This is a genomic window from Nonomuraea sp. NPDC050310 (assembly GCF_040655795.1).
GTDB lineage: Bacteria > Actinomycetota > Actinomycetes > Streptosporangiales > Streptosporangiaceae > Nonomuraea.
Genome location: NZ_JBFAKP010000002.1, coordinates 573,252 through 592,337 on the forward strand (window position 1 = coordinate 573,252; position 19,086 = coordinate 592,337).

Annotated in this window: 23 protein-coding genes; 17 read left to right on the forward strand and 6 right to left on the reverse strand. The window is 70.2% G+C overall.

The genetic code is table 11. The annotated features are described in order from the left end of the window. Nucleotides 1–41: 41 nt before the first annotated feature. Nucleotides 42–800 carry a maleylpyruvate isomerase family mycothiol-dependent enzyme gene (locus AB0I67_RS08920; protein WP_357919925.1) on the reverse strand — a complete coding sequence of 253 codons (759 nt, stop codon included), beginning with the start codon at nucleotides 798–800 and terminating at the stop codon, nucleotides 42–44. Nucleotides 801–969: 169 nt separating this feature from the next. Then, entirely contained in the window at nucleotides 970–1,332 is a 363-nt protein-coding gene (locus AB0I67_RS08925) for a signal peptidase I (RefSeq protein ID WP_357919928.1), read from the reverse strand. Nucleotides 1,333–1,372: 40 nt separating this feature from the next. Here AB0I67_RS08925 and AB0I67_RS08930 point away from each other — a divergent pair, with 40 nt between their 5' ends. From AB0I67_RS08930 to AB0I67_RS08940, 3 genes are read left to right on the forward strand one after another with little or no spacing between them, the layout of a single operon-like run. Further along, on the forward strand, nucleotides 1,373–1,729 hold the full coding sequence (locus tag AB0I67_RS08930) for an MmcQ/YjbR family DNA-binding protein (RefSeq protein WP_357919931.1): 357 nt from the start codon (nucleotides 1,373–1,375) through the stop codon (nucleotides 1,727–1,729). A 52-nt stretch (nucleotides 1,730–1,781) separates the two neighbouring features. Then, nucleotides 1,782–2,918, forward strand: coding sequence for a phosphotransferase (locus AB0I67_RS08935; protein ID WP_357919934.1), 1,137 nt, complete (start codon nucleotides 1,782–1,784; stop codon nucleotides 2,916–2,918). A gap of 40 nt (nucleotides 2,919–2,958) precedes the next feature. Next, complete coding sequence (locus tag AB0I67_RS08940) at nucleotides 2,959–3,447, forward strand: GNAT family protein (RefSeq protein WP_357919936.1); 489 nt, start codon at nucleotides 2,959–2,961, stop codon at nucleotides 3,445–3,447. 11 nt (nucleotides 3,448–3,458) lie between these two features. On the opposite strand, the gene AB0I67_RS08945 is transcribed toward AB0I67_RS08940, so the two are convergent. Together AB0I67_RS08945 and AB0I67_RS08950 are read right to left on the reverse strand one after the other, a co-directional pair. Then, nucleotides 3,459–3,749 carry a barstar family protein gene (locus tag AB0I67_RS08945; protein ID WP_357919939.1) on the reverse strand — a complete coding sequence of 97 codons (291 nt, stop codon included), beginning with the start codon at nucleotides 3,747–3,749 and terminating at the stop codon, nucleotides 3,459–3,461. Continuing rightward, complete coding sequence (locus tag AB0I67_RS08950) at nucleotides 3,746–4,114, reverse strand: ribonuclease domain-containing protein (RefSeq protein WP_357919942.1); 369 nt, start codon at nucleotides 4,112–4,114, stop codon at nucleotides 3,746–3,748. Before AB0I67_RS08950 ends, AB0I67_RS08945 begins: the two co-directional genes overlap by 4 nt. 108 nt (nucleotides 4,115–4,222) lie before the next feature. Between AB0I67_RS08950 and AB0I67_RS08955 the strand changes: the two genes are divergently transcribed. The 7 genes from AB0I67_RS08955 (at nucleotide 4,223) to rfbD (ending at nucleotide 10,612) form a co-directional block, all read left to right on the forward strand. Continuing rightward, nucleotides 4,223–5,128 (forward strand): EamA family transporter, encoded by a 906-nt coding sequence (locus AB0I67_RS08955; protein WP_357919945.1) that lies wholly within the window; start codon nucleotides 4,223–4,225, stop codon nucleotides 5,126–5,128. Then, the gene (locus AB0I67_RS08960; protein ID WP_357919948.1) at nucleotides 5,112–5,693 is read left to right on the forward strand and encodes a GntR family transcriptional regulator; all 582 of its coding nucleotides are present in this window, start codon (nucleotides 5,112–5,114) and stop codon (nucleotides 5,691–5,693) included. Before AB0I67_RS08955 ends, AB0I67_RS08960 begins: the two co-directional genes overlap by 17 nt. A 40-nt stretch (nucleotides 5,694–5,733) precedes the next feature. Next, nucleotides 5,734–6,078 carry a hypothetical protein gene (locus tag AB0I67_RS08965; RefSeq protein WP_357919950.1) on the forward strand — a complete coding sequence of 115 codons (345 nt, stop codon included), beginning with the start codon at nucleotides 5,734–5,736 and terminating at the stop codon, nucleotides 6,076–6,078. 238 nt (nucleotides 6,079–6,316) lie between these two features. Further along, a complete protein-coding gene (locus AB0I67_RS08970) occupies nucleotides 6,317–7,771 on the forward strand; it encodes a sugar transferase (RefSeq protein WP_357919953.1) in 1,455 nt (484 codons plus the stop codon). Nucleotides 7,772–7,773: 2 nt separating this feature from the next. Next, nucleotides 7,774–8,841, forward strand: a complete 1,068-nt coding sequence (locus AB0I67_RS08975) for a glucose-1-phosphate thymidylyltransferase (RefSeq protein ID WP_357919956.1) — start codon at nucleotides 7,774–7,776, stop codon at nucleotides 8,839–8,841. Then, nucleotides 8,838–9,773 carry a dTDP-glucose 4,6-dehydratase gene (rfbB, locus tag AB0I67_RS08980; protein WP_357919959.1) on the forward strand — a complete coding sequence of 312 codons (936 nt, stop codon included), beginning with the start codon at nucleotides 8,838–8,840 and terminating at the stop codon, nucleotides 9,771–9,773. The genes AB0I67_RS08975 and rfbB overlap by 4 nt, the downstream gene beginning before the upstream one ends. Then, nucleotides 9,761–10,612 carry a dTDP-4-dehydrorhamnose reductase gene (gene rfbD, locus AB0I67_RS08985; RefSeq protein WP_357919962.1) on the forward strand — a complete coding sequence of 284 codons (852 nt, stop codon included), beginning with the start codon at nucleotides 9,761–9,763 and terminating at the stop codon, nucleotides 10,610–10,612. The genes rfbB and rfbD overlap by 13 nt, the downstream gene beginning before the upstream one ends. On the opposite strand, the gene rfbC is transcribed toward rfbD, so the two are convergent. After that, nucleotides 10,594–11,163, reverse strand: coding sequence for a dTDP-4-dehydrorhamnose 3,5-epimerase (gene rfbC / locus AB0I67_RS08990; RefSeq protein ID WP_357919965.1), 570 nt, complete (start codon nucleotides 11,161–11,163; stop codon nucleotides 10,594–10,596). The genes rfbD and rfbC overlap by 19 nt on opposite strands. A gap of 67 nt (nucleotides 11,164–11,230) precedes the next feature. Here rfbC and AB0I67_RS08995 point away from each other — a divergent pair, with 67 nt between their 5' ends. From AB0I67_RS08995 to AB0I67_RS09005, 3 genes are read left to right on the forward strand one after another with little or no spacing between them, the layout of a single operon-like run. After that, nucleotides 11,231–12,433, forward strand: coding sequence for a class I SAM-dependent methyltransferase (locus AB0I67_RS08995; RefSeq protein WP_357919968.1), 1,203 nt, complete (start codon nucleotides 11,231–11,233; stop codon nucleotides 12,431–12,433). Then, nucleotides 12,430–13,224 (forward strand): sugar phosphate nucleotidyltransferase, encoded by a 795-nt coding sequence (locus AB0I67_RS09000; protein ID WP_357919971.1) that lies wholly within the window; start codon nucleotides 12,430–12,432, stop codon nucleotides 13,222–13,224. Before AB0I67_RS08995 ends, AB0I67_RS09000 begins: the two co-directional genes overlap by 4 nt. After that, the gene (locus tag AB0I67_RS09005) at nucleotides 13,205–13,855 is read left to right on the forward strand and encodes a PIG-L family deacetylase (protein ID WP_357919974.1); all 651 of its coding nucleotides are present in this window, start codon (nucleotides 13,205–13,207) and stop codon (nucleotides 13,853–13,855) included. Before AB0I67_RS09000 ends, AB0I67_RS09005 begins: the two co-directional genes overlap by 20 nt. A 2-nt stretch (nucleotides 13,856–13,857) precedes the next feature. Here the strand turns inward: AB0I67_RS09005 and AB0I67_RS09010 are convergent, their stop codons facing one another. Next, nucleotides 13,858–14,394, reverse strand: coding sequence for a dTDP-4-dehydrorhamnose 3,5-epimerase family protein (locus AB0I67_RS09010; protein ID WP_357919977.1), 537 nt, complete (start codon nucleotides 14,392–14,394; stop codon nucleotides 13,858–13,860). A 45-nt stretch (nucleotides 14,395–14,439) separates the two neighbouring features. Between AB0I67_RS09010 and AB0I67_RS09015 the strand changes: the two genes are divergently transcribed. Genes AB0I67_RS09015 through AB0I67_RS09030 form a run of 4 tightly spaced genes read left to right on the forward strand, consistent with a single transcriptional unit; the run spans nucleotide 14,440 to nucleotide 19,085 of the window. Then, nucleotides 14,440–15,459, forward strand: a complete 1,020-nt coding sequence (locus tag AB0I67_RS09015; protein WP_357919980.1) for an SDR family oxidoreductase — start codon at nucleotides 14,440–14,442, stop codon at nucleotides 15,457–15,459. Next, nucleotides 15,456–16,721, forward strand: a complete 1,266-nt coding sequence (locus AB0I67_RS09020) for a DUF4910 domain-containing protein (RefSeq protein WP_357919983.1) — start codon at nucleotides 15,456–15,458, stop codon at nucleotides 16,719–16,721. Before AB0I67_RS09015 ends, AB0I67_RS09020 begins: the two co-directional genes overlap by 4 nt. Continuing rightward, complete coding sequence (locus tag AB0I67_RS09025; RefSeq protein ID WP_357919986.1) at nucleotides 16,696–17,628, forward strand: hypothetical protein; 933 nt, start codon at nucleotides 16,696–16,698, stop codon at nucleotides 17,626–17,628. Before AB0I67_RS09020 ends, AB0I67_RS09025 begins: the two co-directional genes overlap by 26 nt. An 8-nt stretch (nucleotides 17,629–17,636) precedes the next feature. Further along, nucleotides 17,637–19,085, forward strand: a complete 1,449-nt coding sequence (locus tag AB0I67_RS09030; protein WP_357919989.1) for an oligosaccharide flippase family protein — start codon at nucleotides 17,637–17,639, stop codon at nucleotides 19,083–19,085. The last annotated feature ends 1 nt before the right edge of the window (nucleotide 19,086 follow it).

The following is a 19,086-nucleotide window of genomic DNA, read 5'->3' on the forward strand; positions in this document are numbered from 1 at the left end:
CCCAGCGCCTGCCGTACCGGGTGATGTCGTGCCGGACGGGGTTACTGGGTGGCGGCGGTCCGGAGGGCCTGGAACTGCTTGAGCAGGACGGTGTCGCCGGAGGTCTGGACCGCGGCGTCGTCCGTACGGTTCCAGAGCCACAGCAGCAGCGGCTGGGGCTCGCCGGACACCCGGGCGTCGCTCGGGGTCGCGGGGTCGGCGTCGGCCACCTCGACGCGGCCCTCGACCGCGGTCACCACCCAGCCGCGGCCACCCGCCGTCACGAGCACTGGACGCTCGTCCGGGGCGTGGAGCAGCGAGCCGAACTCGTCCTGCCACACGGTGCTCCCGTAGCCGAGGAACAGCTTGAGGATCTCGTCGATGCCGTCGAGCGCTAGGTCGTCGGGGATCGGCGAGAGCGGCCGCCCGGCGACGAGCTCGGCGTCGACGCGGTGGATAACGGTCTCCTGGGCCATGCGGCGGATCCAGAAGCTCACGGTCTGGTCGGGCTCGTGCCAGGTGGCCGCCGGGTCGGTGGGTGCGTGCGCGGCGAACTCCTCGCTGAGCCGGGCGTGGGTGCGCTCCAGGGTGCCCAGCGGGTCCGCCTCGTCCAGGACGCCCTCGGGCCACTCCTCGGGGAAGGCCTGGAGGCGGATGCACTCGGCCTTGTGCAGGTAGACCTTGGCCACGTGCTCAGTCAGGTCGTTCGCGGTCCAGTCGGGGCAGGACGGCACGCGCGCCGCCGGGTCGGCGGCGGTGACGGCGGCCCGCAGGCGGTCGTAGTCGTCGTTCAGGCAGGTGAGCAGCCGGGATGAGTCCATATCCCGAGATCCAAGCAGGTGAACACCAGTTCGCGAAACCCACCCACGGCCACCAGGTGAGTGGCGGGGGTCCGTCCGGTAGGGCGGAGCCGGGTGGCCGGTCTGCCCTTCTGTACGGCGGAGCCGGGTGGTTGGTCAGTCTTTCTGTACGGCGCGGCCGGGTGGCTGGTCAGTCTTTCTGTACGGCGTAGCCGGGGATCGAGGGCCAGCGGACCGTGACGAGCACCGAGTCCTCCTCGGCCACCCACGAGTGATCCACCCCCCGCCCCCACACCACGTAGTCCCCCGGCGAGTCCAGCAGCACGCTCCGATCCGTGAACTCCACCCGGAACCGCCCGCTGACCAGCAACAGCAACGCCGTCCTGGTCTCGTTCACCGCCCACTCGCCCCGCTTGTCCCCACGCGCGTGCACTCCCCACTTGACCTCGACATCCGTGCTGTGCCGGGCGTCGCCCTCCGGTTTGAAGTGGCCGAGCAGCCAGCCGCTGTCCGCCGCCCCGTCGAGGTGCGCGTTGCCCACGTAGACCGTCATGCCGTCGATTCTGTCGGAGGCGTCTGGTTTCATCGGCGGCATGGGTGTGAGCGTCGATGAGTTCCTGGAGATCTTGGAGCGGCTGCCTGAGGTCAAGCAGGGCGATGGGGGCGAGTGGGTCTCGCTGAAGGTGCGGGGCAAGGGCTTCGGCTACCTGTGGGAGAAGACGCGCACGGTCGGGTTGAAGGCGACGATCGAGGAGCAGCAGGCTCTGGTCAACGAGCGGCCGCACGTGTTCGAGGAGCAGTTCACCGCCGGGCGGTTCGGGTGGGTCGTGGTGCGGCTCGACGGGATCGAGGCGGACGAGCTGGAGGAGCTGGTGGACGAGGCCTGGTGCCTGACCGCGCCCAAGCAACTCGTGGACGCCCACGAGGCCGCGCGGGCGGCCGGGCGCTGAAGCTGTAGATATTTGAGTGCTTCGTCCCGGTTTGTGGCGTAGGTTCGCCGGAATGAGCGCGGAGTACGGGGAAGTCTTCCAGCGGTTCGGGATCGAGCCGCAGGAGTCGATATATGCCTACTCGCCGGTCTTCCGGGGCGAGGTCGGTGGTCGTCAGGTTGCGGTGAAGCGCACCCACTCCGGTGCGGCCATGGTGCGGTGGCTTCACTCGCTCGCCGCCCGTGGCGTGCCCGTGGTCACCCCGGTGGCCGGGCCTGTGCGGATCGGGGCGTGGGACTGGGTCGCGTACCCGTGGATCGACGGCCGCCTCTACAACGGCACCCCAGCCGACGCCGCAGCGGCCGGTGCGTTGCTCGGCCGCATCCACACCATCCCACCGCACGGGGCCGGGGTCGAGGAGGAGGCCAGAGAAGGGGACGGGGCCGGGGTTGAGGAGGGGGCCGGAGAAGGGGACGGGGCCGGGGTTGAGGAGGGGGCCGGAGAAGGGGACGGGGCCGGGGTTGAGGAGGGGGCCGGAGAAGGGGACGGGGCGGGGGTCGGGAAGGCGGCCGGGGAGCGAGATGGGGATCCCGGCGGGGGCGGTCTGCCGGCCTTCTCCTGGCCTGACCATGACCAGGCGTCGATCGACGAGGACGTCACGGGGCTGTCCGCCGTCCTGCGAGCACACCGTCCGGACCTTCACGCCGAGGTCATGGGGCGGCTGGAGCCGCTTCTGCGGTCGTTCATGACCACCACCCTCCCCGCGATCCGGGACGCCGACCTGCCGGTGGTGGACGCGTGCCTCGACTTCAAGGCGGTCAACCTCGTCTACCCCCAGTACACCCCCACCGCGCCCAAGGGACCGGTGTTGGTGGATCCGGACAACGGGGAGCGGGTCCCGAGGCTGCTGGATCTCGCCCTGGCGGTGCTGCTGTTCCACAACGACCTGCCAGGGGAGCCGGCCGGGTTGTTCGATGCCGAGCAGTGGCAGGCGTTCCGGGAGGCCTACCTGGCCGAGGTGGAGCTCACCGAGGAGGAGCGACGGCTGTGGCCGACCGCCCTGCAGTACATGCTCCTGGAGTGGGGCGTCTGGACGGTGATCAACGGGGACGAGGCGGGAGACTGGGTGCACCCCCGGCACGCCGAGTTCTTGACCGCCCTGGTGACGGTGGACGTGACGGGCTTCCCGCTAAATGGGGAAATGGCGTGAACTGTTGAGTGTTGGGCTAGACCGCAAGGAAGGGAAGCCAGTGGGGATCGAGCTGCGAGCCTGGCGGGACGAGGACGCGCCGGCGGTGCTGCGGGCGTTCCAGGAGCCTGACATGCGGCGGCAGACGTCACTGCCGATCGTGTCGTTGCAGGACGCCGTCGGGTGGGTGACCGCGATGCGGGAGGTGCAGCACGCGTTCGCGGTGACGCTCGACGGGGCGGTGGTCGGGAACGTGGCGGTGACCAACATCGACCGGCACGACAACGGGTGGGTGTCGTACTGGACGACCGCCGAGGTGCGGGGGAAGGGGGTCGCCACGCAGGCGACCCTGCTGGTGGCGGAGTGGGCGTTCCGTGAGCGGGGGCTCTACCGGCTGGAGCTCGGGCACCGGACCAACAACCCGGCCTCGTGCCGGGTGGCTGTGCGGGCGGGGTTCCGGGCCGAGGGGATCGAGCGGGGGAAGCTCTGTTACGACGGGGTCCGGTATGACGTGGAACGGCACGCGCGCCTGGCCGACGACGTGATCTGAAGCCCGGTCGGCTAGGGCCGGAAGACGATCGACAGGCGGGGGCCGCCGAAGGTACCGGTGGCGACCGCGTCGGTGAGGGCGGAGGCGAGTTTGGAGTAGCCCTCCGGGTCGAGCTGGGCCAGCCGCCCAGGAGCGTTCCAGACCAGGACATAGTCCCCGTCGGGCAGCCATTCGAGGTCGGTCAGGCAGTCGTACAGGCTGTCCAGCGTCCCCCCGAAGTAGTCCGGGAAGGACAACTGCCGCGCGATGGCGGCGATCACCTCGGCGGTGCTGTCGCCGGTGATCAGGTGCTTGGTGCTCATCTCGTCACATCCACCGACACGAAGCTCCGATAGTGGTCCGAGGTGTAGTAGACCTCGGACGAGCGCCCGGTGACGAGGCGGCGGGCGCCGCGGTCGGATCTGCCGGGAGTCGGGACGGTGTATTCGCGGTAGTACCCGCGGGAGCGGGTCGGCAGCAGGCGTTCGCGGTTCTCGAAGGTCACGCCGTCCTTGCGATAGGGGAAGGGTCCGCCCTGCTGAATCAGGCGCCAGGTCTCGGCGGCCTGGGCGGGGAGGGAGGAGAGCGGCTTCACCGGGAGGCCGGTTCGAGGCACGGTCCCGGCCCCGCAGCCGCCGAGGAACACGAAGATCGCTAGAAGGGCTGTCAGGAGTCCCCGGGTTCTCACGACGCCTGCCGTACCCGGGAAGAGTCGGGACGAACCTCCGCATGCCGTACCGGACGATCTCTGCACGCCACTGGACGAATGTTGTCTGGTTGTCAGACAATCTCACCCATGCGAAACGGTGCGATGGCTGTCGTGGGTGCGGCCGTGTTGTGGGGTACGGCGGGCACGGCCGGGTTGCTGACGTCGGCCGACCCGATCTCGGTCGCCGCGGCACGGCTGGTCATCGGTGGTGTGGCCCTGGCGGTCGTGGCACGGGCGGGACTGCGCAGAGCGGTGTCGCCGGGGCTGGTGCTGGCGGCGCTGGCGGTGGCGGCGTACCAGTTGTGCTTCTTCGCCGCGGTCAGCCGCACCGGCGTGGCGATCGGGACGGTGGTCGCGATCGGCAGCGGCCCGGTGTTCACCGGCCTGCTGAGCTGGGTCCTGCACGGCAAGGCGCCCACCCGCAGGTGGGCGGGCGCGACGGCGGCGGCGATCGCCGGATGTGCGGCCCTGATCGTGGGCGCCGGCCCGGCCGAGGGCGACGCGCGGGCCGCGGGCGGGGAGGTCGCGCTCGGCGTCGGGCTGGCGCTGCTCGGCGGCCTGCTGTACGCCTTCTACGCGGTGACCGCCGCCCGGCACATCGAGGCGGGCCAGAGCTCGAACGCGGTGATGGGCGTGCTGTTCGGCGGCGCGGCGGTGGCGATGGTGCCGGTGCTGCTGTGGACCGGGCCCGGCTGGCTGGCCGAGCCGACGAGCCTGCTGGCCGCGCTCTACCTGGGCCTGGGGACGACGGCGCTGGCCTACTTCCTGTACGGCAGGGGCCTCAGGAGCACCCCGGTGGCCACCGCCGCGACGCTGGCGCTGGCCGAACCGGCGGTGGCGGCGCTGCTCGGCCTGGTCGTGCTGCACGAGACGCTGACGCCGCTGTCCGTGGGCGGACTGTTGCTCCTGGGCGCTAGCCTCGTGGCGGTAGCCGTACCTGAAAGGAAGCAGCCCCTTGCTGAAGCCGGTGTCGGCGGTGGACGCCCTCGTTGACGCACTGCGCAAAAGGGTGCTGTCAGGCGAGATCGAACCGGGCGCGCCCCTGCCCGAGCAGGAGATCTCCGCCCTGTACGGCGTAGCCCGCCCCACGGTCCGCGAGGCGCTCGCCGCGCTGGTCCACGAGGGCATCCTGCGCCGCGAGCGCAACCGCAGCGCGTACGTCCCGGTGATCACGGCCCAGGACCTCGACGACCTCATGCTGGTCCGCCGCCCCCTGGAGGACCTGATGGCGCAGCGGCTGGCCGGCCGCCGGGTCCCCGCGGCGGAGGCCGCGCTGGAGCGCATGGCGAGCAAGGCCGCCGGCCCGTGGTCGGAGCTCGTCGCCGAGCACATGGCCCTGCACGAGGCACTGATCGAGGCGGTCGGCAGCCCGCGCCTCGAACGGCTGTACGCGGTGCTCGCCGCCGAGACGCGGTTGGGCCTGGTCAGGCTGCGTGAGACGTACGAGGACCGCGATCTGCTCGTCGCCGAGCACCGCGCGCTGCTCGACGCGATAGCCGCTGGTGACGGCCGTGCCGCCGTGGCCGAGCACCTCAGCCATTCCTGGGGTGCCGCGTAGCCCTTGCGGGATGTGCGTAGTTGTCGCGAGAATCGCGGCCATGCACGGCAACGCGATGCCGGACTCCTACGTGTACGTCACCGAAGAGGGCGTTACGCGACACTACGCTGACGGGAGCGTGGAGGCGCTCGCGTGGGAGGATGTCGTGGAGGTCCGGGTGCGGACCGAGCCCGAGGTGTTGTACATCCTGCTCGATCGGGACGGCGAAGGCTGCGTGGTCCCGCGCAGCGCCACCGATGCCACTTTTCTCGCGCGGTTGCGTTATCTGCCGGATTTTGATCTAGAGCGTCTGCATCTGGCGGCGGAGCGGCCTCTTGATGGGTTTGTGGTCGTTTGGCGGAGTCCTGATCCGCCGTCCGCTTTGCCGGACCTCGAATACGACTAGGGCGTTAAGCAGGCAGTAGCACTAGGTTGCCCGGCCGAACGAGGCCGTTGGACCGTTCCCGTCAAGTTGTGGTCGGCGTCCGATTGTGGACATTTGTCGTTATTCCCCAGCCTTGTCTCGATCTTTACGCTAGGGGAGTTGGTCAGCCGCTGAGTTATCTGTGTGATTCGTGGCAACCGATGGGGTTCATGGGACGTCTGTAGATTCACAGTGCCTGAAGCTGCAGGGTGGGGAAGCTATGGGGCTCGGAACGGAAGACGTCGACGTCTTCGTTGTCGGGACGCGAGCTCACCATGTCGCCACCATTTGGACTCGATCCTATTTTCGAGTCTTATTGGGCGGAGATGTGGTGTGCGCGCTGTTAGCCAGCGCCTCCGTTTTGGGGGTCCGGCTATCGTCTGGGGTGTATATCCCCATGGGAGAAATCGCGCTCTGCGCCGGACTCGCGGTTGCCTGGCCGGGGGGCCTGGCGGCGGCGGGCGCGTACCGGCGGAGAGTGCACGGAGAAGGCACCGACGAATTCCGGTCGGTATTCAATGCGGGTATCGGGCTAATGGCTGCGGTCGCGGTAGCCGCGTACGCCACCCAGACCCTCGTGGCGAGAAGCTTCGTGATGGCCACGCTGCCGCTGGCCATCGGGCTGACCCTGCTGTTCAGGCACCGGATGCGCAAGCGCCTGCACCGCCGCCGCATCGCCGGCCAGTACCTGCGGCAGGTGGTCGCGGTCGGGCACCGGGATTCGGTCCTCGACCTGGTGGTCCAGTTCCGCAGGCAACCCCATCACGGCATGCGCATCGTGGGCGCGTGCCTGCCGCCCTCGGCACTCCACGCCGACCTGGACGGCGTCCCGATTCTCGGCACGTTCGGTGACGTGGCCGACGCAGTGGCGCGGGTCCAGGCGGACGCGGTGGCGGTGTTGTCCTGCCCCGAACTGGACGGGACGGCGCTGCGCCGGCTCGCCTGGAGCCTGGAGGCCTCGCGCACCGACCTGTTCGTCGCGCCCGCGCTGCTGGAGGTGGCCGGGCCGCGGATCAGCATCCGGCCGGTCGCCGGGATGCCGCTGCTGCACGTGGAGCACCCCGAGTTCGACGGCGTCAGGCAGCTGATCAAGGGCGTGTTCGACAAGGTGATGGGCGGCGCGGTCCTGATCGGCCTGGCGCTGCCGCTGCTGGTCATGGCGCTGGCGATCCGGCTGACCAGCCAGGGTCCCGCGCTGTTCACCCAGACCCGGGTCGGCAAGGGCGGCCGGGAGTTCAAGGTGTACAAGTTCCGCACCATGGTGATCAACGCCGAGCAGCTCAAGGGCACGCTTCGCGAAGCGAACGACTTCGACCAGGTGCTCTTCAAGATAAGGAACGATCCACGCATCACCCGCGTGGGCGGCCTGCTGCGCCGGTACTCGCTCGACGAGCTCCCGCAGTTGATCAACGTGCTGCGCGGTGAGATGTCGCTCGTCGGGCCACGGCCTCCGCTGCCCGAAGAGGTCGCCAGGTACGGTGCCGACGTCCGCCGGCGCCTGGTCGTCAAGCCGGGGATGACCGGGTTGTGGCAGGTCAGCGGCCGATCCGACCTGTCGTGGGAGGAATCAGTCAGGCTGGACCTTCGTTACGTGGAGAACTGGTCGCTCATCCTCGATCTCCAGATCCTGTGGAAAACCTGCGCCGCGGTCGTGCGCGGAGAAGGGGCGTACTAGCGGTGAAAGCACTTGTGCTCGCCGGAGGGTCGGGCACGCGGCTTCGGCCCATCACCCACACCTCGGCCAAACAACTGGTTCCGGTGGCCAACCAGCCGGTGCTCTTCTACGGCCTGCGGGCGATCGCCGACGCCGGCGTGACGGAGATCGGCCTGGTCGTGGGCGACACCCAGGCCGAGATCGAGGCGGCGGTCGGCGACGGCTCGCGCTTCGGGCTGCAGGTGACCTACCTGCGGCAGGCAGCGCCGCTGGGGCTGGCGCATGCCGTACTGATCGCCAGGGAGTTCCTGGGTGACGACGACTTCGTCATGTACCTCGGCGACAACTTCATCGTCGGCGGCATCACCGGCATCGTGCGGAGCTTCGCCGAGACCCGGGCGGCGGCGCAGATCATGCTGACCACCGTCAGCGACCCGCGCCAGTTCGGCGTCGCCGAACTCGACGAGCACGGCCAGGTGATCGGGCTGGAGGAGAAGCCGGCCCGCCCCAAGAGCGATCTGGCGCTGGTCGGCGTCTACCTGTTCAGCCCTGCCGTGCACGAGGCGGTGGCCGAGCTGAAACCGTCCTGGCGGGGCGAGCTGGAGATCACCGACGCGATCCAGTGGCTGATCGACAACGGCCATCCGGTCCGCTCGACCACGGTCTCGGGCTACTGGAAGGACACCGGGAACGTCGACGACATGCTGGAGGTCAACCGGCTGGTGCTGGAAACGTTGCCCGGCTCGGTCGAGGGCGAGGTGGACGCGGCCAGCACGCTGATCGGCCGGGTGGTCGTGGAGCCGGGCGCCGTCGTGCGGGGCTCCCGCATCGTGGGCCCGGCCATCGTCGGATCGGGCGCCCGCGTCGTCGACAGCTACGTCGGCCCCTTCACCTCCATCGGTCAGGACTGCGTGATCAGGCAGAGCGAGATCGAGTACTCCATCCTGCTGCCGAGGGCCTCGATCAGCGGCGTCGGCCGCATCGAGGCCTCCCTGATCGGCCACGACGTCGAGGTCACCCCCGCACCCACCACGCCCCGAGCGCACCGCCTGGTGCTGGGCGATCACAGCAAGGTTCAGATCAGCTCATGAAGAAGATCCTGGTCACGGGAGGCGCGGGCTTCATCGGCTCGCACTTCGTCCGCAGCGTGCAGCCGGCGGACGTCACCGTGCTCGACAAGCTCACCTACGCCGGCAACCGCGCCAACCTCGACGGGGTGCCGCACACCTTCGTGCACGGCGACATCTGCGACGCGGAGCTCCTGGCCGAGGTCGTGCCCGGGCACGACCTCGTGGTGAACTTCGCCGCCGAATCGCACGTGGACCGCTCGATCGACGGCGCCGGCGAGTTCGTCCGCACCAACGTGCTCGGCACCCAGGCCTTGATGGCGGCCTGCCTCGACGCGGGGGTGCGCAAGGTCGTCCAGGTCTCCACCGACGAGGTCTACGGCTCGATCGATCTCGGCTCGTGGGACGAGTCGGCGCCCCTCGCGCCGCGATCGCCGTACGCCGCGGCCAAGGCGGGCGGCGACCTGATCGCCCGCTCGTACGCGATCACCCATGGCCTGAACGTCTCGATCACCAGGTGCGGCAACAACTACGGCCCGCGCCAGTACCCCGAAAAGATCATCCCGCTCTTCCTCACCAACCTCATGCGCAACCGCAAGGTGCCGCTGTACGGCGACGGCGGCAACGTGCGCGACTGGATCCACGTCGAGGACCACTGCGCGGGCATCCGCCTGGTGGCCGAGGTGGGCGAGCCCGGCGAGGTCTACCACATCGCGGGCACCGAGGAGCTGTCCAACCTGGAGCTGACCGAACGGCTCCTGGAGGCGTGCGGCAAGGGCTGGGACCTGGTCGAGCAGGTCCGCGACCGCAAGGGCCACGACCGGCGCTACTCCCTCGACGACAGCCGGCTGCGCGCGCTGGGCTACCGGCCGGAGATCGCCTTCGAGCAGGGACTCAAGGAGACGGTCCGCTGGTACGCCGAGCACCGTGACTGGTGGGACCCGTGCGCTGGCTGATCACCGGCGGCCAGGGCCTGCTCGCCACCGACCTGCTGCACCGGGTGGCGCTCACGGGGGAGCCGGTCCTCGCACCCGGCCGCGCCGAACTGGACTTACGCGACCGGCGGGCGGTCCGTGACCTGCTCGCCGGCTACCGCCCCCGAGTCGTGATCAACTGCGCCGCGTGGACCGCGGTCGACGACGCGGAGAGCCGCGAGGCGGAGGCGCTGGAGATCAACGGCCTGGCCGTGCGCACCCTCGCCGAACACTGCGACCGCGTGGGGGCCCGGTTGCTCCAGGTCTCGACCGACTACGTCTTCGACGGCACGCGGCGCGAGCCGTACCCGGAGGATCATCCGCCGGCCCCGCTCAACGCCTACGGCCGGACCAAGCTGGCCGGCGAGCGGGCCGCCCTGGACCTCGGCCACTCGGTGGTCCGCACCGCCTGGCTCTACGGCGCGGGCGGCCCGAACTTCGTCACGACGATGATCCGGCTGGCGGCCGAGCGCGAGACCCTGGACGTGGTCGACGACCAGCGCGGCCAGCCGACCTGGAGCGCCGACCTGGCCGACCTGCTGGTACGGCTGGCCCAGTCGGATCTGCCGCCGGCCGTCTACCACGGCACCAGCGACGGCGAGACGACCTGGCACGGCTTCGCGCAGGAGATCTTCACCCTGCTCGGCGCCGATCCCGACCGGGTCCGGCCGGTGCCGTCGACGGCCTTCCCCCGTCCCGCGCCGCGTCCGGCCAACAGCGTGCTGGCCCACACCAGGGGCCCGCGCATCCGGCACTGGCGCGAGGCGCTGCACGCCGCCTGGCCGGTGCTGACCGGGAGGCGTCAGTGCAGCGTCGTGTAGAACTCCCGGCACTCCTCGAAGGAGGGCAGGAGCCCGCCGGCCCGGGCCTGCTCCAGCGTGGGCGCGGCCGCGTCCTTCTCCGACAGCACCGGGGCCAGCTCCGGCCACTCGATGCCGGCGCTCAGCGGGTGCACCCCGTGCTCGCGTCCCGGGCTGTACGGCTGGGAGCACAGGTACAGCACCGTGGCCTCCTCGCTGAGCGCCATGAACGCGTGCCCGAGCCCTTCGGCGATCAGCACCGCGGCCCGCGTGCGGTCGTCGAGCTCGACCGCCTCCCAGCGGCCGAAGGTGGGCGAGCCCACCCGGACGTCGACCACCACGTCGAGCACCGCGCCGGCCACGCACATCACGTACTTCGCCTGGCTCGGCGGCACGTCGGCGAAGTGGATGCCGCGGATCACGCCCCTGCCGGATACGGAGCAGTTGACCTGCGCGAGCTCGAAGGGGTGAGGCAGGTCGGCGGCGCGGAAGGCTTCGGCGAAGCTGCCGCGTGGATCGGCGTGGACGCGGGGTTCGTACACCCAGGCGCCGTCGATGCTGAGGGGCCGCATGATCCGAAGAGTAGCTGTAACGACCGTCGCTGTTACCCCGAATAATCCCCGTGTTTGGAGCGCCTAGATGAGTGTTTGCCGGTTATGCGGGTCGGCTGAGCTGGCCGAGGTCGTGGACCTCGGGGCGACGCCTCCGTGCGAGCTGTTCCTGACCGCGGAGCAGCTCGACCTGCCGGAGCCGACCTACCCGCTGCACCTGCGGGTCTGCACGTCGTGCTGGCTGGCGCAGATCCCGCCGTTGATCACGCCGGAGGAGACCTTCACCGAGTACGCCTACTTCTCCTCCTTCTCCTCCTCCTGGGTCGAGCACGCCAGGACCTTCGTGGACGGCCTGAAGCTGGGGCAGGACGCCTTCGTGGTGGAGGTCGCCAGCAACGACGGCTACCTGCTGCAGCACGTGGTAGCCCGCGGGGTGCGCTGCCTGGGCATCGAGCCCTCGGCGAACGTGGGCCAGGCGGCGCGGGACAAGGGGGTGCCGACGCTCACCGAGTTCCTCACCCCCGAGCTCGGCGCCCGGGTGCGCGCGGAGAACGGGCCGGCCGACGTCGTGATCGCCAACAACGTCTACGCGCACATCCCCGACGTGCTCGGCTTCACCCGGGGGCTGCGCGCGCTGGTCGCCGAGGACGGGCTGGTCTCCATCGAGGTGCAACACCTGCTCACGCTCATGGAGCTGAACCAGTACGACACCATCTACCACGAGCACTTCCAGTACTACACCGTCGCCTCCGCGCAGCGGGCGCTGGCCGACGGCGGGCTGACGCTCGTGGACGTCGAGTTGCTGCCCACTCACGGCGGTTCCATCCGGTTGCTCGCCAAGCCGTACGGCACGCCCTCCGAACGGGTGCTGGACGTGATCGCCCGGGAGAAGGCCGCCGGGCTGCTGGAGATCTCCGGCTACGCCGACTTCGCGGCCCGTGTCGCGAAGGTCCGGCGCGACCTGCTGCGCTTCCTCATCGACGCGGCCGACGAGGGCAGGACGGTGGTCGGCTACGGCGCGCCGGGCAAGGGCAACACCCTGCTCAACCACTGCGGCATCCGGCCCGACCTGCTGGCCTACACCGTGGACCGCAACCCCTACAAGCACGGCCGGTTCACCCCCGGCACCCGGATCCCGATCCTGCCGCCCGAGCGCATCGCCGAGGATCGCCCCGACTACGTGCTCGTCCTGCCGTGGAACCTGCGCGAGGAGCTGTCCGAGCAGCTCTCGTACGTGCACGAGTGGGGCGGCCGGCTGGTCTTCCCGATCCCGCGGCTGGAGGTCGTGTGAAAGTCGTCCTGTTCTGCGGGGGACGCGGCTCGCGGATGCGGAGCGGCCCGACCGATCTGCCCAAGCCGATGCAGCTCGTCGGCCCCAGGCCGCTGATCTGGCACGTCATGCGCTACTACGCCTACCACGGGCACAAGGAGTTCATCCTCTGCCTGGGCTACGGGGCCGAGTACATCAAGGACTTCTTCCTCTCCTACCAGGAGACGGTCTCCAACGACTTCCGCCTGACCGGCGGCCGGATCGAGCTGCTGTCGGCGGACATCTCCGACTGGCAGATCACCTTCATCCACACCGGCACCGACTCGCCGATCGGCGAGCGGCTCCGCCGGGTGCGCGAGCATCTCGACGGCGAGGAGATGTTCCTGGCCAACTACGCCGACGTACTCACCGACGCGCCGCTCAACGACATGATCGCGCGCTTCGCCGCCTCGGAGCTGGGCGCGTCGATGATGGTCGTGCCGCCGCCCGGCACGTTCCACTGCGTGGAGCTCGGGGAGAACGGCATGGTCGGCGGGATCACCCCGGTCACCGAGATGCCGCTGTGGATCAACGGCGGCTACTTCGTCCTGCGCCGGGAGGTCTTCGACCACATCCCCCCCGGTGGGGACCTGGTGGCCGACGGGTGCGCGGCTCTGGCCAAGCGGGGTCGGCTGCTGGGCTATCCCTACCGCGGGTTCTGGCGGCCGACCGACACCGTGAAGGAACGCGTGCAACTGGACGAGGAGTACTCGCGAGGGGATCGTCCGTGGGCGCTGTGGGAAGGAGCGCCGGTTGCCGCGGCTGCTTGCTGAGCACTGCAGGGAGATCCTGCTCCTGGGCGCGCACTGTGACGACATCGCGATCGGGGCGGGCGGCGCGCTGCTCGACCTGTGCCGGGCCCGGCCGGGGCTGCGGGTGAGCGCCTTCGTGCTGTCCGGCGCGGGCACCGAACGCGAGACTGAGGAGCGGGCGGCGCTGGCCGCCTTCTGCCCCAAGGCTGAGCTGGAGGTGACCGTGCTCGACGTGCCCGACGGGCGGTTGCCGCAGCACTGGGACCGTGCCAAGGACGCGTTGCACGAGCTGCGGGGCCGGTGCGCGCCGGACCTGATCTTCGCGCCGGCCGCGCACGACGCCCACCAGGACCACCGCGAGCTGGCCCGGCTGACGCCGACCGTCTTCCGCGGCGGGCTCATCCTCGGCTACGAGATCCTCAAGTGGGAGTCCGACCTGGCCCAGCCGACCGCCTTCTGGCCGTTGCCCGAGCAAGTGCTCCGGGAGAAGATCGAGCTGCTGCACCGGCACTACCCCTCCCAGCTGAGCCGGGACTGGTTCGATCGGGAGAGCTTCGCCGGGCTCGCCCGGGTGCGGGGGGTGCAGTGCCGGAGCCGCTACGCCGAGGGCTTCCACGTCGACAAGCTGGTGATCGGTGGAGCCGCCCTGTGAGGTCAGAGCCGGAGATCGGCCCACGAGCCCGCGGCCAGGTCGCGGGCGCTGAGGCCGCGCGGCGGGAACGGCCAGGCGATGCCCAGGTCGGGGTCGTCGAAGCGGACCGAGAGGTCCTCGGCCGGGTCGTGCTCGCGGTCGATGCGGTAGCAGACGTCGGCCAGCTCCGTCAGCACCTGGAAGCCGTGCAGGAAGCCGCGCGGGACGTAGAGGCAGGCGAGGTTGTGGTCGTCGAGGCGGAAGCTCTGATGCCTGCCGAAGGTGGGGGAGTCGGGCCGGGCGTCCACGACGACGTCGAGGATGGCACCGCGCGCGCACCGGACCAGCTTGGCCTCGCCCTTGCCGGACCGGCCGTGCAGCCCGCGCAGGATGCCGTGACTCGACCTCGACTGGGAGTCCTGGACGAAGGCCCAAGGGTCGAGACCCGCCTCTTCGGCCACTGCTGCGTCGAATGTCCGGCTGAAGAATCCCCTGTCGTCGCGGTGCGGCGTAGGAACAAACAGCATCAGACCCTCAAACTCGGTCTTTTCTGCACGCATGGGGCTATCTTGGCCTACCGATTCCGCTAACTGAAGGAGAAGCTTGTGCGCGTTCTCTTAACTGGATATCAGGGGTATCTCGGAACGGTTATGGCGCCATTCCTGACTGCCGCCGGTCATGAAGTGGTGGGCCTCGATTCAGGGCTGTTCGCCGACTGCGTTCTGGGCCCCATTCCCGACGACCCCGAGGGTTTCTCCGTAGACCTGCGAGACGCCGGGCCTGAGCACGTCGCCGGCTTCGACGCGGTGATCCATCTGGGCGCCCTGTCGAACGACCCGCTGGGCGCGCTCGCACCCGACCTGACGTACGACATCAACCACCACGCCTCGGTACGGCTGGCCCGGCTGGCCAGGGAGGCCGGCGTGCGCCGCTACCTGTATGCCTCCACCTGCTCGGTCTACGGCGCCTCCGGCGGAGACGAGCTCGTGGGGGAGGACGCGCCGCTGCGGCCGGTCACCCCGTACGCCGAGTCCAAGGTCCGGGTCGAGGACGACCTGGCCGAACTCGCCGACGCCGACTTCTCCCCGGTCTACCTGCGCAACGCCACCGCCTTCGGGTTCTCGCCGCGGCTCCGGGCCGACATCGTGCTGAACAACCTGGTCGGCCACGCCGTCCTGACCGGCACGGTGAAGGTGCTCTCCGACGGCACCCCCTGGCGGCCGCTCGTGCACGCCCAGGACATCGCGCGGGCCTTCGTGCTCGCCCTGGAGGCGCCCCGCGAAGCCGTACACAACCGGGCCTTCAACGTGGGCACCGAGCAGAACAACGTGACCGTGGCGGAGATCGCGGCCGAGGTCGTGGAGGCCGTGCCCGGCGCCGACCTGCTGGTCACCGGCGAGACCGGCAGCGACCCGCGCTCCTACCGGGTGGACTTCTCCCGCATCCGTACGGCGATGCCGGAGTTCGAGGCGGCGTGGTCGGTCAAGGCCGGAGCGCGCGAGCTCGCCGACGCCTACCGCGAGCACGGCCTGACCCAGGAGGCCTTCGACGGGCGTTTCACCCGGCTGGCCAGACTCGCCGCCCGCCGCGCTGCGGGCACGATCGACGAGAGTCTCAGACCATGAAAGCGCTGGTCGAGCGGCTCCACCCGATCTGCAGGAGCATGACGGGCGACGGCGTGCGGCGGACGCTGGAGATCATCAACGAGCGCATCCCGCTGCAGGTCCACGAGGTGCCCACCGGAACCCGGGTGCTGGACTGGGTGGTGCCGCAGGAGTGGAACATCGGCGACGCCTACGTCAAGAACGCCGCCGGCCGGCGGGTGATCGACTTCGGGCGTTCACCCCTGCACGTCATGGGCTACAGCGTGCCGGTGTCCGGCACCATGAGCCTGGACGAGCTCCGCCCGCACCTGCACAGCCTGCCCGACCAGCCGGACCTGGTCCCCTACCGCACCGGCTACTTCCGGCAGGACTGGGGCTTCTGCCTCAGCGACAACGAGCTGCGGGCGTTGCCCTCGGGCGACTACGAGGTCCGCATCGACTCGACGCTCACCGACGGCCACCTCACCTACGCCGAGCACGTGGTGCCCGGCACCAGCGACGACGAGGTGCTGATCTTCTGCCACACCTGCCATCCGGCCCTGGCCAACGAGACCCTCTCGGGCATCGCGGTGGCGACCGAACTGGCCCGGCGGCTCGCCCGCCGGGCCATGCCCCGGCTCACCTTCCGTTTCGTCTTCGCGCCCGCCGCGATCGGCTCGATCACCTGGCTGGCCATGAACCGGGAGCGGGTGGCGCGGGTCAAGCACGGCCTCGTCCTGGCGTGCGCGGGCGACCCCGGACGGCTCACCTACAAGCGCAGCCGCAGAGGCGACGCGGTGATCGACCGGGCGCTGGCGCTCGTGCTCGCCTCCAGAGAGCACGAGCTGCGCGACTTCCTCCCGCTCGGCTACGACGAGCGGCAGTTCTGCTCGCCCGGCTTCAACCTGCCGGTCGGGCTCCTGACCAGGACGCCCAACGGGGAGTTCCCCGAGTACCACACCTCCGCCGACAACCCGGATCTGGTGACCGAGGACGCGCTGCGCGACACGCTCGCCGTCCTGGAGGAGACCGCCCAGGTCCTGGAGGAGAACGCCACCTATCTCAACCTCGAACCGTACGGCGAGCCCTGGCTGGGGCCTCGGGGCCTGTACGGCGTTCCAGGCGTCGATCACCTGGCGCTGCTGTGGGTGCTGAACCTGTCCGACGGACAGCACAGCCTCCTGGACATCGCCGAGCGGACGGGGATGCCCTTCCCCGCGCTGTCCGCCGCGGCGCGCGCGTTGTCGACCGCTGGACTCCTGAAGGAGGAAGGGAACGATGCTCAAGGTGGGGGACCAGGTTGAGGTGCTGAGCGCCGGGGAGATCCTCGCCACGCTGGACGAGCGTGGCGAGCTCGACGGCCTGCCGTTCATGCCGGAGATGCTGCGGTACTGCGGCCGGCGCATGACGGTCTTCAAGGTGGCGCACAAGCTGTGCGACACGATCGAGTACACCGGCATCCGGCGCATGCGGGACGCCGTCCACCTCGCGGAGTCCAGGTGCGACGGCTCCGCGCACGGCGGCTGCCAGGCCGCCTGCCTGATCTACTGGAAGACCGCCTGGCTCAGGCCCGTGTCCGCCGAAGGCCGGCCGGCCGCCACCGGCCCGGTCGACGTCACGCTCCTGGAGCGGGCGACCACCAAGGAGCCCGACGAGGACGGCGCGACACGCTACTCCTGCCAGGCCACCGAGATGTTGCGAGCCGCGCCGGAGCGGCTGCCGCTCAAGGACGTGCGCCAGTTCTGGTGGGACTACCGGACGGGCAACACCGGCGCCGCCGACACCCTGCGCGGCTTCGTCACCGCGCTGATCGGCCGGATTCGGGCCAGGCTCGGCCTCGGCGAAGCCCGCGTGATCAAGGGCAGGGCCGGCACCCGCACGCCCGTTGCCAACCTCGACCTCGAAACGGGAGAGTTGGTGCGCGTCAGATCGATGGACGAGATCGCCGAAACGCTGGACGCGGGGCTGCGGAACCGAGGCATGGCGTTCGCCGACGACCTGACCGAGTTCTGCGGGAAGACCGGCCGGATCAGCGGGCGGATCGACCGGCTGATCGAGGAGAGCAGCGGGCGCATGATCGAGATGAAGACGCCGAGCCTCGTCATCGACGGTTTCGTCTGCCCCGGCCGCAGGAGCTTCAACTGCCCTCGCAGCCACCTCGCCTACTGGCGGGAGATCTGGCTGGAGAGGGTGCCGACCGATGAGGGCTAGGGAGCAGCATGGTGGAGACTGAGGCCTCGGAGCGCGCCGGTTCGGCGGGCAAAGGGTTACGTTGGGGCCTGGTCGCCCGGGTGGCGAGCAGGCTCGCCTCCTTCGGGATGGGGTTGGTGCTGGCCAGGCTGCTGGCCCCGGAGGACTTCGGCGTCTTCGCCGTCGCCCTGGCCGCGCAGCAACTCCTGTGGCACATCAACGACGCGGGCATCGTCTCGGCCATCGTGCAGTGGCGCGGCAAGCTCGAAGAGGTCCTGCCGACGGCGACCACCATGGTGCTCACCTTCAGCGTGCTGGTCTACGCGGTCTTCTGGTTCCTCGCTCCCGCCTTCGCCGGTTTCGCGGGCAACGAGCACGCCGCCACCATGGTCCGGACCATGGCCTTGCTGATCGTGATCGACGGCTTCATCGGCGTACGCAGCGCCGTCCTGCTGCGCCGCTTCCAGCAGGGCAAGGTCGCCATCGCGACCATGGTGGGCGTGGCGGTGCAGGTGCCGGTCGCGATCGGCTTCGCCCTGGCCGGCGCCGGGCCCTTCAGCTTCGCCTTCGGCGCGCTGGCCTCGACCGCGGTCGGCGGCGTGCTCATGATCATCTGGGCCGGTGAGCCGATCAGGTTCGGCCTGCGCCGCGACGTCGCGACGCGCCTGCTCCGCTTCGGCCTGCCGCTGGCGCTCGGGCTCGGCGTGGAGGCGTTGCTGCTGAACGCCGACTCCATCATCGTCGGCAAGCTCTTCGGCGCCACGACGCTCGGCTTCTACCTGCTGGCCATGAACGTCTCCAACTGGGTCCCGGGGCTGATCGGCGAGGCGCTGCGCCATGTCACCCTCCCCGGTTTCGCCCGGGTCGCCGACGAGCGGCCCGACGACCTGTCCGCCAAGGTGCAGCAGATCATCCCGATGCTGCTGATCGTGCTGACCCCGATCGCGGTGCTGGTCGCCGTGCTGGCCCCGGTGCTGGTGCCCTTCCTCTACGGCGACCGGTGGCTGCCCTCCGCCGCCGCGCTCTCCTTCCTGATGGGCCTGATGGCGGTGCGGATGTTCATGAACACCTGCTCCGACGTGCTCACCTCGATCGGCGCGGTGGGCTCGATCGCCCTGGTGAAGGTCGTCTGGGCGGTGGCGCTCATCCCGGCGTTGTGGTTCGGCGCGCAGTGGGGCGGCATCCAGGGCGTCGCCGTCGCCCACGCGGTGGTGGGTCTCCTGGTCACGCTGCCCGTGACCGGGGTGCTCCTGCACCGCCAGGGCATCGAGTTGGCCCCGATCGGCCCGGCCGTCGTGCGCCCGCTGCTCGGCGGGGTGGTGGCCGGTCTGGTCGCGTGGCTGGTGGCCGAGGCCACCGCGGGCGCCTTCTCCTTCGTACGGCTGGCCGCGGCCGGCACGGCCGGACTGGTCGTCTACGTGCTGGTCGGCATCTCCCCGGCCCGGCTCAGGGAGATGCGCGGCCTGGTCGCGAGCTGAT

What these genes read in the sequence shown, in the direction of transcription:
- AB0I67_RS08995 (WP_357919968.1), top strand. Translation starts at nt 11,231, where the DNA reads ATGAGTGTTTGCCGGTTATGCGGGTCGGCTGAGCTGGCCGAGGTCGTG.
- AB0I67_RS08935 (WP_357919934.1), top strand. Translation starts at nt 1,782, where the DNA reads ATGAGCGCGGAGTACGGGGAAGTCTTCCAGCGGTTCGGGATCGAGCCG.
- AB0I67_RS08945 (WP_357919939.1), bottom strand. Translation starts at nt 3,749, where the DNA reads ATGAGCACCAAGCACCTGATCACCGGCGACAGCACCGCCGAGGTGATC.
- AB0I67_RS08970 (WP_357919953.1), top strand. Translation starts at nt 6,317, where the DNA reads ATGGGGCTCGGAACGGAAGACGTCGACGTCTTCGTTGTCGGGACGCGA.
- AB0I67_RS08965 (WP_357919950.1), top strand. Translation starts at nt 5,734, where the DNA reads ATGCACGGCAACGCGATGCCGGACTCCTACGTGTACGTCACCGAAGAG.
- AB0I67_RS08920 (WP_357919925.1), bottom strand. Translation starts at nt 800, where the DNA reads ATGGACTCATCCCGGCTGCTCACCTGCCTGAACGACGACTACGACCGC.
- AB0I67_RS09025 (WP_357919986.1), top strand. Translation starts at nt 16,696, where the DNA reads ATGCTCAAGGTGGGGGACCAGGTTGAGGTGCTGAGCGCCGGGGAGATC.
- rfbC (WP_357919965.1), bottom strand. Translation starts at nt 11,163, where the DNA reads ATGCGGCCCCTCAGCATCGACGGCGCCTGGGTGTACGAACCCCGCGTC.
- AB0I67_RS09020 (WP_357919983.1), top strand. Translation starts at nt 15,456, where the DNA reads ATGAAAGCGCTGGTCGAGCGGCTCCACCCGATCTGCAGGAGCATGACG.
- AB0I67_RS08925 (WP_357919928.1), bottom strand. Translation starts at nt 1,332, where the DNA reads ATGACGGTCTACGTGGGCAACGCGCACCTCGACGGGGCGGCGGACAGC.
- AB0I67_RS09030 (WP_357919989.1), top strand. Translation starts at nt 17,637, where the DNA reads ATGGTGGAGACTGAGGCCTCGGAGCGCGCCGGTTCGGCGGGCAAAGGG.
- AB0I67_RS08955 (WP_357919945.1), top strand. Translation starts at nt 4,223, where the DNA reads ATGCGAAACGGTGCGATGGCTGTCGTGGGTGCGGCCGTGTTGTGGGGT.
- AB0I67_RS09010 (WP_357919977.1), bottom strand. Translation starts at nt 14,394, where the DNA reads ATGCGTGCAGAAAAGACCGAGTTTGAGGGTCTGATGCTGTTTGTTCCT.
- AB0I67_RS08930 (WP_357919931.1), top strand. Translation starts at nt 1,373, where the DNA reads ATGGGTGTGAGCGTCGATGAGTTCCTGGAGATCTTGGAGCGGCTGCCT.
- rfbB (WP_357919959.1), top strand. Translation starts at nt 8,838, where the DNA reads ATGAAGAAGATCCTGGTCACGGGAGGCGCGGGCTTCATCGGCTCGCAC.